The sequence below is a fragment of the Hafnia sp. genome, assembly GCF_036648275.1.
Classification (GTDB): domain Bacteria; phylum Pseudomonadota; class Gammaproteobacteria; order Enterobacterales; family Enterobacteriaceae; genus Hafnia; species Hafnia alvei.
The window spans coordinates 120,481-136,332 of sequence record NZ_JAVXIQ010000011.1 but is presented as its reverse complement, the minus strand read 5'-3'; the positions used below and the strand labels follow the sequence as shown (position 1 = coordinate 136,332).

Here is a 15,852-nt window from a genome sequence, read left to right as displayed (position 1 = left end):
TCTCCGCTGTTTACCGGCGGTGCGGGAAGTGGTGAAAGCGAAATCCGCCGTTATATTCTGGAAGCCGATTTGCTGGAAGGCATCGTTGCGCTGCCGACCGACATGTTCTACAACACCGGCATTGCGACCTATGTGTGGATCCTGTCGAATAAAAAAGCGCCGGAGCGCAAAGGTAAAGTCCAACTGATTGATGGCACCAACCTGTGCGGCAAGATGCGCAAATCGTTAGGCTCCAAGCGTAACCTGATGGGCGAAGACGACATCAAGCTTATCACCCGCACCTTTGGTGAGTTTGCCGTGGTGAATGCCACCTCTCTTGAAGAGCTGGGGCTTGAGAAAGCACCTGAGCAAAAATCTAACCGTGGCCGCCAATCTGCTACCGCTAAAACTGAAGCGCCGAAAACCTTCGCCAGCAAAATCTTTAACAGCACCGATTTTGGCTACCGCCGCCTGACCATTGAACGCCCGCTACGTTTGTCTGCACAGGTTACCGATGAAGCCATTGCCACGCTGCGTTTTGCCACCAAACCGCTGAATGCGCCGATGGAACGTTTGTATGAAGAGTTCTCCGCACAGTGGCAAAACGATAACTACGGTGATTTCTCAGAGCTCGCCGTGGAAGCCCGTGCCATTATCAAAGCGGAGTTTGCTGAGCTGAAAGAGAAGCAAATCAAAGATCTGCTAGATAGCAAAGTGTGGCTGGCACAACGTGCATTGATGGAAAAAGCACAGCAGATCCAGACGGCGCTGGGGGCTAAAGCGGGTGGCAAAGCGTTAGTGAGCGACGATTTCAATGAGTTCCAACTCACGCTGAAAGGCGCCATCAAAACCGCTGGCGTTAAGCTGGATACCAAAGAGAACAAACAGTTTATCGACGCCATCACCACCAAAAATCCGGCTGCTGAACCGGTGGTGAAAAAGGTGCTGAAAGAAGCTGCTCAGCCGCTGTACGGCGCATTTGAATACAAAGGCAAAGTGGTGGAGTTTGAGCAGGACGGCGAGTTGCGTGATAACGAAAACGTGCCGCTAAGTCCAACCGTTGCAACCAGCGATTTGATCGAGAAATATTTTAAAGCCGAAGTGCTGCCGCACGTTGCCGATGCGTGGATTAATGCCGATAAGCGTGATGCTAAAGACGGTGAAGTGGGTATCGTTGGCTATGAAATTCCGTTTAACCGCCATTTCTATGTTTACCAGCCGCCGCGCCCGTTAGAAGAGATTGACGCCGATCTGGATGCCGTCAGCGCCGAAATTATGAAGCTGCTACAGGAGGTGCATTCCTGATGGCTAAATATAAGGCATATCCAGAGTATAAGGATTCTGGGGTTGAGTGGTTGGGGATGGTTCCAGAAAGTTGGGGTGTTTCTCGTCTAAAGCATGTTGCATCAATATATGGTCGGATTGGATTTAGAGGCTACACGGTTGATGATATTGTCGGGGAAGGGGAAGGTGCTATCGTCTTAAGCCCTTCGAACATTGTTGATGAAAAATTTTCTTTAGAAAAGAAAACTTTTCTTCGGTGGGGGAAATATTTTGAATCCCCTGAAATTATTGTTACAGAAAATGATATTTTGCTCGTAAAAACGGGTTCAACGTATGGTAAATCTACAATCATAAAGATTCTAACTGAGCCTATGACTATTAACCCACAAATGGCGTTAATAAAAAAGGTTGTTATTGAACCTAGATTTTTAGCATATTGGTTTAATGCATCTTTAATAAAGGCAAAAATAGAAATCGCAAATACTGGCAGTGGAATGCCAACAATGACACAGGAAAATATTAATAATTTCCCTGTGCTTATACCACACACTAAACAGGATGTATTGATTGCTGATTTCCTCGATCACGAAACCGCAAAAATCGATAACCTAATCGAGAAGCAGCAGCAACTGATTGAACTGCTAAAAGAAAAACGTCAGGCAGTGATCAGTCATGCCGTCACTAAAGGGCTGAACCCTGACGTGCGGATGAAAGATTCTGGTGTTGAGTGGTTGGGGGAAGTGCCGGAGCATTGGCGTGTAAGCCGTATTAAGAACTATGCAAAAATTGCAAGTGGACATACTCCAAGTAAAACGAAACCTGAGTACTGGACTAATTGTAATATCCCATGGGTTTCTTTAAATGACTCAAAACAACTGAAAAACATAGATTACATTGAAGATACATTTTATAAAATTAGTGAACTAGGAATGGCTAACTCCTCTGCTCATTTATTGCCAACACGTGCTGTTGTTTTTACACGAGATGCATCTATTGGACTTAGTGCTATAACAACGCAACCTATGGCAGTGTCTCAACATTTGATTGCTTGGCTATGTGATGAGAAGTTCATTATTCCTGAGTTCTTGCTTCTAGTATTTTATGCAATGGAAGAAGAGTTCGAACGCTATACTTTCGGTGCTACGATAAAAACTATCGGAATGGATAATGTCAGAGGTTTAAAATCAGCATTCCCACCAGTTGAAGAACAGAATGAATTAATCATTTGGGCATTTAATAAAATTGAGAATATTAAAAGTTCTATTAGCAAAGTAGAGGACATGATTTCTTTACTCCAAGAACGCCGCACCGCCCTTATCTCCGCCGCTGTCACCGGCAAAATCGACGTGCGCGACTGGGTTGCACCTAATGCTTGCGAAGCTGAGGTATCACAGGAGGTCACCGCATGAGTATGGACACCACCAAAGAGCTGATTTTCCAAGATGAAATGATTGCTCAAATGGCAGCGAAAGGCTGGACGGTGGGCAAACCAGGCGGCTACGACCGCGAACGTGCCTTGTTCTCGCAAGATGCGGTAGATTTTGTACGAAAAACTCAGCGGCTGGAGTGGGACAAATTCGCGAAGATTTATCCCACCGATACCGAACGCCATTTTCTTGATGCGCTGGTGGCCCAACTTAAAAAAGCCGACAACAACGCCACCGATCAGCTGTCGCGCACATACGGCACGTTGGGCGTGCTGCGCCACGGAATTAAAAGCCATAACGCACGGTTTTCATTGTGCCAGTTTATGCCCGAGCACAATCTCAATCCAGAAACGCTCAAACGCTATCGACAGAATATCTACCGCATTGTGCCGGAGCTGGTTTACAGCCCCTATGCCACTAAAGCAGCACTTGATGAAACCGGATTAACCGCCAAGAAATGGCGCATCGATCTGGTGCTGTTTATTAACGGCCTGCCGATTGCCACACTGGAGCTGAAGTCTGAGTTCAAACAGGCGGTACACAACGCGATCAAACAATATAAAAAAACGCGTTTGCCCAAAGACCCTGTTACCAACAAACCTGAACCGCTGCTCACCTTCAAACGTGGCGCGCTGGTGCACTTTGCCGTGAGTCAGTATGAAGTGTTTATGGCCACCAAACTGGCGGGGGATGACACCTTCTTTCTGCCGTTTAACAAAGGCACCAAAGAGGGCGGCGCGGGGAACGATATTCCCGAAAATGAAAACGAATACGCCACCAGTTATTTGTGGAATGAAGTCCTGCTTCCCGACAATCTACTGAAAATTCTTGCCAGTTTTGTGCATCTGCAAATTGTAGAGAAAGAAGAGTGGAATGGGCTGAAAGGCAAAAAAGAAAGCCTGATTTTCCCACGCTATCATCAGTGGGACGTGGTGAGTAAGCTGATTAGCGCCGCTACGGTCGAAGGCACCGGCCATAAATATCTGATTCAACACAGCGCCGGTTCCGGTAAATCTAACTCTATTGCTTGGACTGCCCATCAGCTTTCTCGCTTGTATGATGAGAAAGGCGAGAAGCAGTTCCACTCGGTGATTGTGGTAACAGACCGTACCGTGCTGGACGATCAGTTGCAGGACACCATTTATCAGTTTGAACACGCAGATGGCGTGGTTGGGCGCATTAATAATAAAGAAGGCGATGGCTCAAAATCAGAAAAGCTCGCCAGCGCGCTGGAAAACTCACAGCCGATTATTATCGTCACCATTCAAACCTTCCCGTTCGTGCTGAAAGCTATCGAAAACAGCGTCAGCCTTAAACAGCGTAAATATGCAGTGATTGCCGACGAAGCGCATTCGTCGCAAAGCGGTTCTACGGCGCGTCAGCTTAAAGAAGTGTTGATGACCGAAGAGGCGGATGACGACGTGGTGCTGTCGTCGGAAGACATTCTGGATGCCACTATCGCCGCCCGCAAAGGCAGCAGTAACCTAAACTACTACGCGTTTACCGCCACGCCGAAAGCCAAAACGCTGGAGCTGTTTGGTCGGCGTCCAAACCCTCTCGAACCGGCATCTAAGACCAATAAGCCAGAAGCCTTCCATGTTTACTCAATGCGTCAGGCGATTGAAGAAGGCTTTATTCTCGATGTTCTGAAAAACTACACCAACTACAAAGTGGCCTATCAGCTTCTGCAAAAATTAGAAGATGCCGATCGGGAAGTTGATAGCAAAAAAGCTAAAATAAAGCTTAATCAGTGGGTTACGCTACACGATTATAACGTGGCTCAAAAAGTAAAAGTGATCGTTGAACACTATCGCAAGCATGTAATGCATTTGTTGGGCGGTCAGGCTAAAGCGATGGTTGTTACCAGTTCGCGCAAAGCGGCGGTTCGTTACAAACTGGCGTTTGATAAATATATCGCCGAGAACAACTACCAGAAGATTAATGCGATGGTGGCATTTTCCGGTGAAGTTGAGTTTGCTGAAAGCGATCACAATAGCCTTGCGCTGCTGAACCAGAAGTTCACTGAAATTAATATGAACCCTGGGCTGAAAGGCCGAGATATGCGCAAAGCTTTTGATAGCGAAGACTATCAGGTCATGCTGGTGGCGAATAAATTCCAGACTGGTTTTGACCAGCCTAAGCTGTGTGCCATGTACGTGGACAAAGCGCTTGGCGGCGTGGAGTGCGTACAGACGCTCTCGCGCCTGAACCGAACCTATCCGGGCAAAGCGCAGTCAGGCACTTTTGTGCTCGATTTCTATAATGAGCCTGATGATATTCTGGCCGCGTTCCAGCCTTACTATCAAACCGCTGAGCTGACCGATGTTAGCGACCCACAGCTGGTCTTTGAACTGTTCCAGAAACTGCGCACCAGCGGTATATTCCTATGGAACGAAGTGGAGCAGTTCTGCGAAGCCTTCTTCACGAAAAACAAATCCAACGCCGCGATTAGCAATATCTGTAAACCGGCGGTTGAACGCTGGAAGAAGCGCTATACCTCGGTAATCGATGCCTACGTGCTGGCCAAAGAGATCTTTGAGCGCACGAAAAAAACCAACGATGTGGTGCTGATCACCAACGCCGAAAACAGTTTTAAAGAGTGTAAGCAAGAGAAAGACAAACTGGATATCTTCAAAAAGGATCTCGGCAGCTTTGTGCGTTTCTACGAATTTATGTCGCAAATCGTTGAGTACGATGACAAAGATTTGGAAAAGCTGAGCCTGTTTGCTCGCCATCTGCGTCCGTTGCTGCACGAGCAGCGCGTTGAGGAAGATGAGATTGATTTAAGCAACGTGGAGATGAGTCATTACCGCTTATCGAAAATCCACGAGCAGCATCTTAAGCTTCAGGAAGACGCCGAAGAGTACAAAATCGAGCCGGGCAACGACATTGGCACCGCTAAGCCGAAGGATAAGAAAGAAGAATTCTTGTCGAATATTCTGGCGCGCCTGAACGATCTATTTATTACCGATAATCTCAGCGATAAAGACATGATCAACTATGCCTTTACGGTGCGCGATAAGCTGTCTGAAAATCAGGCTGTTATGACGCAGATTGCCAACAACACGCGAGAACAAGCCATGCTGGGTGACTTCCCGAAAGCGATTGATGATGCGGTGTTAGACAGCCATGAGGCTCACCAGGAGATGATGATGCAATACCTCTCTAATCCCGAGTTGGCGAAAGGGTTTGCCCGCGTGGTCTTTGATATGTTGAAAGGGGCCTGAGTTGTAGTGCACGCAATGGTGAAGGGCGTTGACGGTTGGCTGGATTTATCCGGCCTTTTGTTTTTTCCCCCTTCCCATGGCGTGGGACGATATCGACTCATATTGGACTTTCACCGAGATGCCCAAAAAGCGCAAAAACATTTAACCCGCGGAGAAGTGTGATCCGCATTAGAAAAAGTTTTAAGATAGATCTTTCCCCAACTGTTATTGCAACAGTGATATTCGCGTAAGGCTCTCGCTATGTGTGTGAACACGCTCGAAAAACATGCCCCTTTCGGTACGTTGTTAGGTTATGCCCCCGGTGGCGTAGCGATTTACTCCTCGAATTATGACTCCCTTGAAAACCTTGATCAGATGGATGATGCCGCATTCCGTCACTATCTGGACAAAGAGTACATGGGGTATAAGTGGCAGTGCGTCGAGTTTGCCCGCCGCTTCCTTTATCTCAACTACGGCACCGTGTTTACCGACGTGCGCATGGCCTACGATATTTTTTCGCTGCGCTATCTGCGTCAGGTCGTGAACGATAATATTCTGCCGTTGCAGGCATTTGCCAACGGCTGCGAGCGCTTGCCCGTTGCGGGTTCTTTGCTGATTTGGCAGCAGGGCGGTGAGTTTGAGCATACGGGGCACGTCGCGATTATCACCCAAGTGTTGGAAGACCGCATCCGCGTGGCTGAGCAGAACGTGATCCATCACGCGTTGCCCGCAGGCCAGCAGTGGACGCGTGAATTGCCGCTGGTGTGCCAAGACGGCAAATACGTGATTCAGGATACGTTCGACGACACCGAAATATTGGGTTGGATGATCCCAACCGCTGACGATAGTTTTAGCCTGCCGCAGCCGCAGATCCCTGCGCCGTATCTGGCTATCCACAGCGAGCGCGTAGAAAATCGCGGCCAGTTTAGCGGCGCGTGGTTGAACGAGCAGGATCCGTTGCAGCATACCTACGTGCAGGCCAACGGCGGCCATACGTTGAACGCCGATCCTTACCGCTATTTCACAATCTCACGTAGCGCAGAACAAGAACTTATTCGTGCCACCAATGAGCTGCATCTGATGTATCTGCATGCTACGGATAAAGTGCTGAAAGATGACAATCTGCTGGCGCTGTTTGATATCCCTGAAGCGCTGTGGCCGCGTCTGCGCCTGTCTTGGCAGCGCCGTCGTCATCATATGATCACCGGTCGTCTTGATTTTTGTATGGATGAGCGCGGGCTTAAAGTTTATGAATACAACGCGGATTCTGCATCGTGCCACGCTGAAACCGGGCTGATTTTAGGCCAATGGGCTGAGCAGGCCGGAGACGTTCTCGGCGGCGATCCGGGCGAGCATTTGCTGGATGCGTTGGCGAATACCTGGAAGCACAGCGACGCCAGCCCGTTCGTTCATATCCTGCAAGATCATGACGCCGAAGAGAGCTACCACGCGCAGTTTATGCAGCGCGCATTAACTAAAGCTGGGTTTGAAAGCAAAATTCTGCACGGTTTAGACGAGCTGCACTGGGATGCGTCTGGCCAGTTGGTGGATGGCGATCATCGCGCTGTGAACTGTGTGTGGAAAACGTGGGCATGGGAAACCGCGCTCGATCAGCTACGTGAAGAGAGCGAAGCGGAGCACTCAGCGCTGCCAATTCGTACCGGACATCCGGAAAACAGCGTTCGCTTGATCGACGTGTTGCTTCGTCCTGAGGTGATGGTCTTTGAGCCGCTGTGGACGGTGATCCCAAGCAACAAAGCCATTTTGCCGGTGCTATGGTCGCTGTTCCCGCACCATCGTTATTTGTTGGACGCCGACTTTGAGCTAAACGCAGAGCTGGAGCAAAGCGGCTATGCGGTGAAACCGATTGCCGGACGCTGCGGCAACAACATCGGTTTGATCAGCCATGAAGATCAGGTGCTGGATGAAACTTCCGGTAAGTTCTCCGAGCAGAAAAATATCTATCAGCAGCTGTGGTGTCTGCCTGAAGTGGCGGGGCGTTATATTCAGCTGTGTGCGTTTACCGTTGGTGGCCATTACGGTGGTGTATGTGTGCGTTCAGAAACGGGCTTAGTGATTAAGAAAGAGAGCGATATCGATCCGCTACGGGTGATTGATGATAAAGATTTTATCCGTTAATCGACGCTAAAAACTGACGTTATCGGCGTGTCATACTCGCGTGTGGCGCGCCGTTTTTCGTTAGGCAATTTGTTATGCCGTTTGTTAAATAACGCTTATCTGATTTCCCCTCTCGACTTATTCAACATTATCCTTGACCAATGACAAGGCAGCCCCACGCTTAGCTTCTTTATAATCGAGCCCGTTTTTCTTCTCACTGGTGTGAAAGCATGGCTTATCAACTCAATCTTAACTGGCCCGAATTTCTTGAAAAATACTGGCAAAAACAGCCAGTTGTATTAAAAAATGCCTTCCCGAACTTTGTTGATCCTATCACGCCGGATGAGCTGGCGGGTTTGGCGATGGAGCCGGAAGTCGATAGCCGTTTGGTTAGCCATAAAAACGGTGAGTGGCAGGCCAGCAACGGGCCTTTCGAAGATTTTGATGGCTTGGGCGAAACCGGCTGGTCGTTACTGGCTCAGGCCGTTAACCACTGGCATGCGCCATCTGCTGAGCTGGTACGTCCGTTCCGTGTGTTGCCGGACTGGCGTTTAGACGATCTGATGATCTCCTTCTCCGTGCCGGGCGGCGGCGTTGGGCCACATATCGATCAGTACGACGTCTTTATCATTCAAGGTATGGGCAGCCGTCGTTGGCGTGTGGGTGATAAATTGCCGATGCGTCAGTTCTGTCCACATCCAGCTCTGTTGCACGTTGATCCGTTCGAACCGATCATCGATGAAGATCTTGAGCCGGGCGATATTCTGTATATTCCACCGGGCTTCCCGCACGATGGCTTCACCCATGAAACCGCAATGAACTACTCCATCGGCTTCCGTGGGCCAAACGGCAGAGATTTAATCAGCAGCTTTGCTGACTATGCGCTGGAAAATGATCTGGGTGGTGAGCACTACAGCGATCCTGATTTGACCTGCCGCGATCACGTTGGACGCATTGAAGATTATGAAGTTGACCGCCTGCGCGGGATGATGATCGAGATGCTGAATCAGCCGGAAGATTTCAAACAGTGGCTGGGTCGTTTCGCTACTACGCCGCGTCATGAACTGGATATCGCGCCTGCGGAACCAGCTTATGAGCCTGATGAGATTCTTGATGCGCTGCTGGGCGACGAAGTTTTAACTCGCCTGAGCGGTCTGCGCGTGCTGAACATTGGCGATAGCTTCTTTGTTAACAGCGAGCCGATGCAGGCCGTTGAGCCTAAAGCTGCCGATGCGCTGTGTCGTTACACCACCGTAGGCAAAAAAGAGCTGGGTGATGCGCTGAACAATCCGGCCTTTGTGGCTGAGCTCACTGATTTAGTGAATCAGGGCTATTGGTATTTTGATGAGTATTAATTGTTTCCATTGATACTCAAATCATTCTAAAAGGGATAGCGATGGCTATCCCTTTTTTCTATCTGCTATTCAGCGCTGTCCGCATTTTGCATTTGAAATAGGCGGTTGCTGGCCTGTTCATACAGCTCGAACATTACAGGGATCACGTGTGCAGTGGCTTTCAGCCATGCGCCAATCTGCCCAAGGCTTTCTTGGGGGATTTGGTTTCCACTTTCCAGAGATTCACTCAAATACAATAATCCATGGCACAGCCCTTCGGCGGATTCTGCGGCAATTCCGCTGAGATCGTACAGTTGAGTGTCGCTGAACCGATCGAATGACAAATCGGAAATCAGGGAACGGAAAACGGTGACGGAGTTGTCGCTTGGCGCTTGGTTTAATAAGTTCATGACGATGTTTCCTACTAGAGTTTATTTATCGCCATTACCAAAGGTTCCAAAGTTTGGTGATGGCACAGGCAGGTTTGGAACCCCGGCCTCTAGCACCCGGTTAACCTTGCGGTTTCCCCGCCTGCGCCACCAAATGAAGTGTGCACGTCGGTGCCGAAAAAGTACAAGCTTTTTCAGGGCTAAAAGTTTTTAGGGTTCCAATCCCAACTACGGATTTTGCCGCAGCCAGATGACTATATGCCTGAGATTTAGCCAATGAAATAGGCTGGATGGATTTACAGGAAGTTGTAGTTAAATATGGAATCGTGTTCGCAAGAAACGAGGAGAAAAACCTAAGCAAAGTGGTTCATAATAGCTGCCTATAAGGAGAGCTCATTTATGGAAAAAGAATTATTTAATGATTTGCTTAGCAGCATTAATGAAATGGTTGCTATCGAAAAGGGTGAGATGACAGTAAATCCAGAAAATGTACACCGCCACGCGATCCCTGATGTGAAATCAATTCGCAAAACTCTACCCTCATTGAATATGCGCCGCAAAGCCGGTTAATTCGGGGCCGATATCGGGTTTCAGCGTTAGTTCTGGGGTCGTGTAATCACCGCTGTTTTGCTGGCGCTCTGCGCATATCACGGCTCAGACACAATAATATCAAGGATATAGATATGCCTTTAGAACCTGCAATCGCTGAACTTGTGAACGATTTTATTGCGGCAGGCCGGCCATCGCCTCGTCGCCAGACCGTTGCCGAGCGGCGAGCGGGCTATGTGGCCAGCACGATATTGGCGGGCGAAAAAGAAACGCGCGTGGATGTGCGCGACGTGAGCCTTGAAGGGATGACGCTGCGCGTGATTTCCCCGCAGGGAGCGCATGGAAATAGGCCAACGGTGATTTATTACCACGGCGGCTGTTTTGTCAGCGGTGGTTTTGCCACGCATGAAAAGCAGCTGCGGCAGCTGGCCTATCACAGCGGATGCCGAGTGATTGCCATGCAATATCGCTTGGCACCGGAGCACGTCTATCCTGCGGCGCACGATGATGCGCATCATGCGGCAATGCTTGTGTGGCAGCACGCCGATTTTTTAGGCGTGGATCGCGAGCAAATCACGTTGGCCGGTGACAGCGCGGGTGGACATATCGCGTTAGTCACGGCGCTGCGTCTGCGCGATGAGAACCGTTGGTTGCCGCATAAGCTCTTGCTGATTTACCCAATGCTGGATGCCACCGCCTCTTTTGATAGCTATCAGCGTAACGGCGATGACTATATTATTACCCGCGACACGCTGCTCAGCGGCTACGAAGCTTATTTCCCAGACATCGATCTTAAGCATCCTGAAGTTAGCCCGCTGTGGTGCGGTGATTTCTCCGGCCTGCCGCCAACGCACATTATTACCGCTGAATACGATCCGCTATGCGATGAAGGCGAGGCGCTGTTTACACGCCTTACCGAGCAGGGCGTAAGCTGTAGTGCGCAACGCTATCTTGGCGTGATCCACGGATTTTTCCAGCTCGGTGGCGTTAGCCAAACGGCACGCAATGTGATGAGCGATATTGCCGCTCAGCTTCAATCCGAGCGCTTTTAGCCAAATCGCACAGCGGTACTGCACAAGTCTGTACCGCTGTGCGACGCGGCTTACATGCTGTCTAATCTTGCTTTAGCTTCGTTTTTCCAGATTGCGGCCAGTAAATCAAGTTTGCTCAGCGAATCCAGAACGCTGGCAGATGCGTTGGGGTTGAAGATGATGTTTTGCACGCGGCTCAGCGGCCAATCGACATGAGAACGTTCAACCAGCGTGATGGCATTACCTGCCTGAACTTCCCCCGGCTGTAGAACACGATAGAACCAGCCGTTACGTGATTGCTGATGCATCAACTCCGGCGCGTTTGGGTCATTTAAGCGGCCTGCCATCGTGTTACAGGCCACTCTTCCCCAAGATATTTGTAGCCGCGCAGTGCCAATGCTGAAGGTATCGCCTATACAGATGGTGTGTTCGGTGATCCCTCTGGTAGCAAAGTTCTCGCCAAAAATACCGGGGGTTTTAAATAGCTCGGCCTGAGCCGGATAGTGAGAGCGCCAAAAATCATAATGCTCAAGCGCATAGTTCATGATGGCGCATTCAGGATCATCAAAATGCTCTTGGTGTCCAGCTTCGGTTTCAATTCCGTGGGTGCCTACATAAACGCGCCCGTTAGCCGGTTTTTTTAGCTGTGTTCCATCGGCTTGGCGCTGGTTGCATAAAATCACATCGAGAGTGGCGAGCGGTTGCTGTGTGTTCATTTATTACTCCTATATCCATCATCGTGTTGGATATAAACATCGTTAAATCCCCCCGCTTATACGGGGGGATTACTTAGAATTTATACTCGATGCCCGCCCAGTAGTTACGTCCTTCTTCGACGAAACCTTCGGTATAAGCATATGCGGTATCGAACACGTTATTCACCGAGGCGTTAACGCTGAGACCTTTTGCAATTTCGTAATCTGCCCGCACATTGGTCACGGCAAATCCGCCGGCTTTTTGGCTGCCGTCGCTGTTGCTATAGCTTGAAGAACGGGCTTCTTCAGAAAGGGTAAGGCTAATCGGCTGCCATGGCGTATAAGTAACCCAGCCCATGACCGTTTGAGTCGGTAGTCCGGTCACTTTACCAACGTCTTTGTCCTTAACATCGCTATGAATTAGGCTGTAGCTGAGGCCCACTTTCACTTCGTTCAGAATCAGTCCGTTAACACCTAAATCGAGGCCGGTGTAGTCAACGCGCCCGCTATTGCGGTTTTGCACCGTATTGGCGTCGATGTTCTGCGTGAGAATGGCGTCGCTAATGCGGTTGTAATAAACGCTCGCTTCATAACCCCAATCTTCGCTGAGATAGCCGGTATAGGTGAGGTCGATACTTCGAGCGCGCTCGGCTTTGAGGTTTGGATTAACCAAGGCCACCTGTCCGAACGCAGGGCGAGATGTGGTGTAGCGCTCTTTCAGCGTAGGGAAACGGCTGCGATCGGAAACCGAGAGCGCAATATCATCACGGTTGTCGAAGTGATATTTCGTCATGGCCTGCCAGTTGAAGGCGTTTTGATTATTGCTCTCGTAGTGGGTAATCGAGCCGTCTTTTTCGTGCTTCATCCCTTCAAGGCTATCACGCCAGTCGTAGCTTATCCCTGCCACCACGTCCCACTGATCGTCTACTGCCCATTGGTATTCGCTAGAGAGCGACCATGTGCGATCTTTGTAACGATCGTAAGGTGCATTGCGATACCCCTGCTCGCGGTGAACGTCTTCTTTCCAATGAGCGGCGAACGAAAGCTGGTCACGCTCGCGCATATCGGCCGATAGCTGGAGGCCTGCACCATCAGTGTAATCGTCATAGTGGCTGTAGCTGCCTTTTTTATTTTTTAGATCGCTCAGCGAGTTGTACATCAGCAGGGTGTTTTTAAAGGTATCTCGATAGGCTCGGCTTTTAAGGGTAAAGATATCGCCGAGCTTGGTGGTTCCCTGATAGTAATAGCTTTCTTTATCGTATTCCGGCCACTGCCAATATTTCGGTTTTTGATCGCTGGTTCCGGCATACGGTGGGTTCTCTTTTTCACCATCCTGTTTGATATAGGTAAAGGTGTATTCATCATTTTCGCGTGGGGTAAAACCGAGCTTCACAATTCCACGTTTATCGTCAGATTTTGAATTAGTGCGCTTGCCGTCGGTGCCTGCGGTACGGTTATCTACGCTGTCTGGCAAGCCCACAAATCGTTGTTTTAGCTCGCTGCCGCTGATCTGTAGATAGCCTAAATCGCCTTTCATACCCAGTGAGGCGTTGGTGTCAAAAGCATTGTCTTTGCCACGCGCCCATCCTTGACGGTAGCTAATGTTGCCTTCTAAATCTTTTTTAGGTTTTGTCGTGGTGAGGTTGATTGAGCCCCCCATTTGATTGGGACCTTGCAGCAGAGAGGTGTAGCCTTTAGAGACTTCCAACGAAGCCAAGTTTGACGTGAGGAAGCGGCCTAAATCCAAATTGCCGTCATAGGGAACGTAGATCGGGACGCCATCATAAAAAACAGGAACCTGTCGGTTATCGAACCCACGAACGCGAACCTGTAATTCGTTACGTCCGCCCGATTTTTGTAAGGATACGCCGGGAACCACGCTGAGCGCGTCGGCGACGTTGCGCTTATCGAGTTTGGTGATGGTGTCTTGTGTGACGATCTCGCTGGTGTTTGCCACCGGACTGCTCCAAACGGTCATGACATCGCTGTCATCGGCAGCCTGAACGTCCATGGCAATGCCGCCTGACATGCATAGAGTTATTGCCGTGCATAAAGTTGTTTTTCTCATTTTCATCATTATCCCCAGTTTCGATATGTTTATTTTTATATAACGCTAGTGGTGTTTATTGGTGGGCAGTCATTAGTCCGCCAATGTGGAACGCTTTGTTATTTAGTCAGAGGGTACGAGCCGAACTTTGATGTCTGCCGGTGGCGCGTAATAAGGCGCGGAGGTGACCAGCAGCGAAATGCCGGTTTGCGCAAATTTATCCATGGTGGCGAGAGTAATTCCGCCCACTAAGGACAGTCGGCAGTGAGGCGAAAATCTCTGTGCATAGGCTTTGAGTGCGACAATGTCATCGGGTGAGAATTTATCGAGTTGTACAATATCGGGCATACCCAATAACGCCTGTTTGGCTTCATCCACGGTATCGGCTTCGACGATGATGGCTTTTTCCGGCGCCTGCTGGCGTAAAGTCGCAATGATGCTCTGCCAGTTATCGGGGGTGGGGCAAAATCGACGATGGTTGGTGAACAGCAAAATAGTTTCGCCGCAGCCCGCACGATGAATAATGCCACCTGCGGCGGTCACAGCTTGCATGGCGAGTAAGTGGGTACCTGGAATGGTTTTACGCGTGCAGGCAATTTTTCCCTGTGGTGAATAACGCTGGAGAATTTGGCGCATTTGATAGACGTAATCAGACACACCACAGCTCCACTCCAACAGATTCTGCACGGCTTTCCAGCCCTGATGCAGCGCATCGGCGCGGCCTTGGGCGGTGAGCAAACATGCGTCAGCCACAGCGATCTCGCCGTCGTGAAGGTGCTGCTCAACCTCTAATCCCAGCCGTAAAAGCATACGGCGAGCGGTGTCTATGCCGCTGATACAGCCGCCTTGCCGATGATAAAAGCGCATTGATCCTTTACGCGCACCGATGTTCAGCGCGCGTGTTGTTAGATCTCCGCCCTGTATGTCATCCATCAGCCACTGATCGAGCTGCGCATCAGGGATGAAAATCATAGCGCCCCCTGCGGTGACGTTTTTTTCTCCCATGAAACTAGCGCCCAATCACGAGTCGGCGAAGCAATGGCTAATCCGTGCTTTTGCTGGTGGGTGTAGTAATCGAAAAGACGCTGCTGTTCTTCATCATTCAGCGTGCCCAATGACCAACTGGTACTTTCATAAAAACGCTCGAAAGTATCCGTATTTCCCTGACAGTTTGGTCCGGTGATGAAATCAACCCGAGCATGAATGCCCATCTGGTACAAGACGTTAACCGCGTAGATATAGTTAGGCAGTTCGATGACGGGGCGACCGATAACTCGCTGTACTTCGGCATTGACGAATGAAGGGCTGACGGTGTGGGTGGTGTAAACGCGCAGCCGTGCTTGCTGGTGAAGTTTTTGCATGGCCGCGCGTAAATCACCGACCAGCGTTGAGCGCGAGGCAACGGCGATATCGCACTGCGGAAGATCGCTCCAATCATCCTCCCAAGCTCGGCGAAGTAGCGTGACGTTATCGAGCTGCATGGCCTGTGCGCGTTTGGCCGCAACCTCAAGCATCCCCTTGCTGTAATCCACGCCGTAAACATGGCTGAGTTTATGTGCCACATTGAGGCACACCGAACCGGGGCCACAGCCCATATCTAGCAAGGTTTCCGCATTGGAAAAATCCATTTTAGCAATGAGCTGAACCAAATAAGCGTCTTGCGGATTGGCGCAGATTACGGCCATTTTCTCGGCACGTTTATCCCAATGTTCTGGTGCTTTTTCAGTGCGTTGCGCTAGCGCTAACTGTTGTTGGTAGAGTGCAGAAAAGTCGATTTCATCAATCAGCATGTG

At 49.8% G+C, this 15,852-nt stretch carries 12 protein-coding genes; 7 read left to right on the top strand and 5 right to left on the bottom strand.

What is annotated here, in order from left to right; genetic code table 11:
* The 5 genes from RSC70_RS12230 to RSC70_RS12210 form a co-directional block, all read left to right on the top strand.
* The coding region (locus RSC70_RS12230) for an N-6 DNA methylase (RefSeq protein WP_332542555.1) at nt 1–1,284 on the top strand (1,284 nt) is incomplete at its 5' end.
* Entirely contained in the window at nt 1,284–2,672 is a 1,389-nt protein-coding gene (locus RSC70_RS12225) for a restriction endonuclease subunit S (protein ID WP_332542554.1), read from the top strand. The genes RSC70_RS12230 and RSC70_RS12225, both read left to right, overlap by 1 nt.
* Nucleotides 2,669–5,917, top strand: a complete 3,249-nt coding sequence (locus RSC70_RS12220; protein WP_332542553.1) for a type I restriction endonuclease subunit R — start codon at nt 2,669–2,671, stop codon at nt 5,915–5,917. The genes RSC70_RS12225 and RSC70_RS12220 overlap by 4 nt, the downstream gene beginning before the upstream one ends.
* A 240-nt stretch (nt 5,918–6,157) precedes the next feature.
* Nucleotides 6,158–8,035, top strand: coding sequence for a bifunctional glutathionylspermidine amidase/synthase (gene gss / locus RSC70_RS12215; protein ID WP_103008539.1), 1,878 nt, complete (start codon nt 6,158–6,160; stop codon nt 8,033–8,035).
* Between the two features lie 209 nt (nt 8,036–8,244).
* The gene (locus RSC70_RS12210; protein WP_332542552.1) at nt 8,245–9,369 is read left to right on the top strand and encodes a ribosomal protein uL16 3-hydroxylase; all 1,125 of its coding nucleotides are present in this window, start codon (nt 8,245–8,247) and stop codon (nt 9,367–9,369) included.
* A 65-nt stretch (nt 9,370–9,434) separates the two neighbouring features.
* Here the strand turns inward: RSC70_RS12210 and RSC70_RS12205 are convergent, their stop codons facing one another.
* Nucleotides 9,435–9,758: a hypothetical protein gene (locus RSC70_RS12205; RefSeq protein WP_040046108.1), complete on the bottom strand. Its 324-nt coding sequence runs from the start codon at nt 9,756–9,758 to the stop codon at nt 9,435–9,437.
* Between the two features lie 378 nt (nt 9,759–10,136).
* Between RSC70_RS12205 and RSC70_RS12200 the strand changes: the two genes are divergently transcribed.
* Nucleotides 10,137–10,307 (top strand): hypothetical protein, encoded by a 171-nt coding sequence (locus RSC70_RS12200; RefSeq protein ID WP_332542551.1) that lies wholly within the window; start codon nt 10,137–10,139, stop codon nt 10,305–10,307.
* A 113-nt stretch (nt 10,308–10,420) separates the two neighbouring features.
* Nucleotides 10,421–11,338 (top strand): alpha/beta hydrolase, encoded by a 918-nt coding sequence (locus RSC70_RS12195; protein WP_332542550.1) that lies wholly within the window; start codon nt 10,421–10,423, stop codon nt 11,336–11,338.
* Between the two features lie 50 nt (nt 11,339–11,388).
* Here RSC70_RS12195 and RSC70_RS12190 read toward each other — a convergent pair whose 3' ends face one another.
* The 4 genes from RSC70_RS12190 to RSC70_RS12175 all read right to left on the bottom strand — a co-directional run bounded on the left by RSC70_RS12190 (nt 11,389) and on the right by RSC70_RS12175 (nt 15,849).
* Nucleotides 11,389–12,033: an MOSC domain-containing protein gene (locus RSC70_RS12190; protein ID WP_332542549.1), complete on the bottom strand. Its 645-nt coding sequence runs from the start codon at nt 12,031–12,033 to the stop codon at nt 11,389–11,391.
* A 73-nt stretch (nt 12,034–12,106) separates the two neighbouring features.
* The gene (locus RSC70_RS12185) at nt 12,107–14,086 is read right to left on the bottom strand and encodes a TonB-dependent receptor plug domain-containing protein (protein WP_332542547.1); all 1,980 of its coding nucleotides are present in this window, start codon (nt 14,084–14,086) and stop codon (nt 12,107–12,109) included.
* Between the two features lie 96 nt (nt 14,087–14,182).
* Nucleotides 14,183–15,031: a ModD protein gene (modD, locus tag RSC70_RS12180; RefSeq protein ID WP_332542546.1), complete on the bottom strand. Its 849-nt coding sequence runs from the start codon at nt 15,029–15,031 to the stop codon at nt 14,183–14,185.
* Complete coding sequence (locus RSC70_RS12175; RefSeq protein ID WP_282807806.1) at nt 15,028–15,849, bottom strand: class I SAM-dependent methyltransferase; 822 nt, start codon at nt 15,847–15,849, stop codon at nt 15,028–15,030. Before RSC70_RS12175 ends, modD begins: the two co-directional genes overlap by 4 nt.
* Nucleotides 15,850–15,852: the final 3 nt, after the last annotated feature.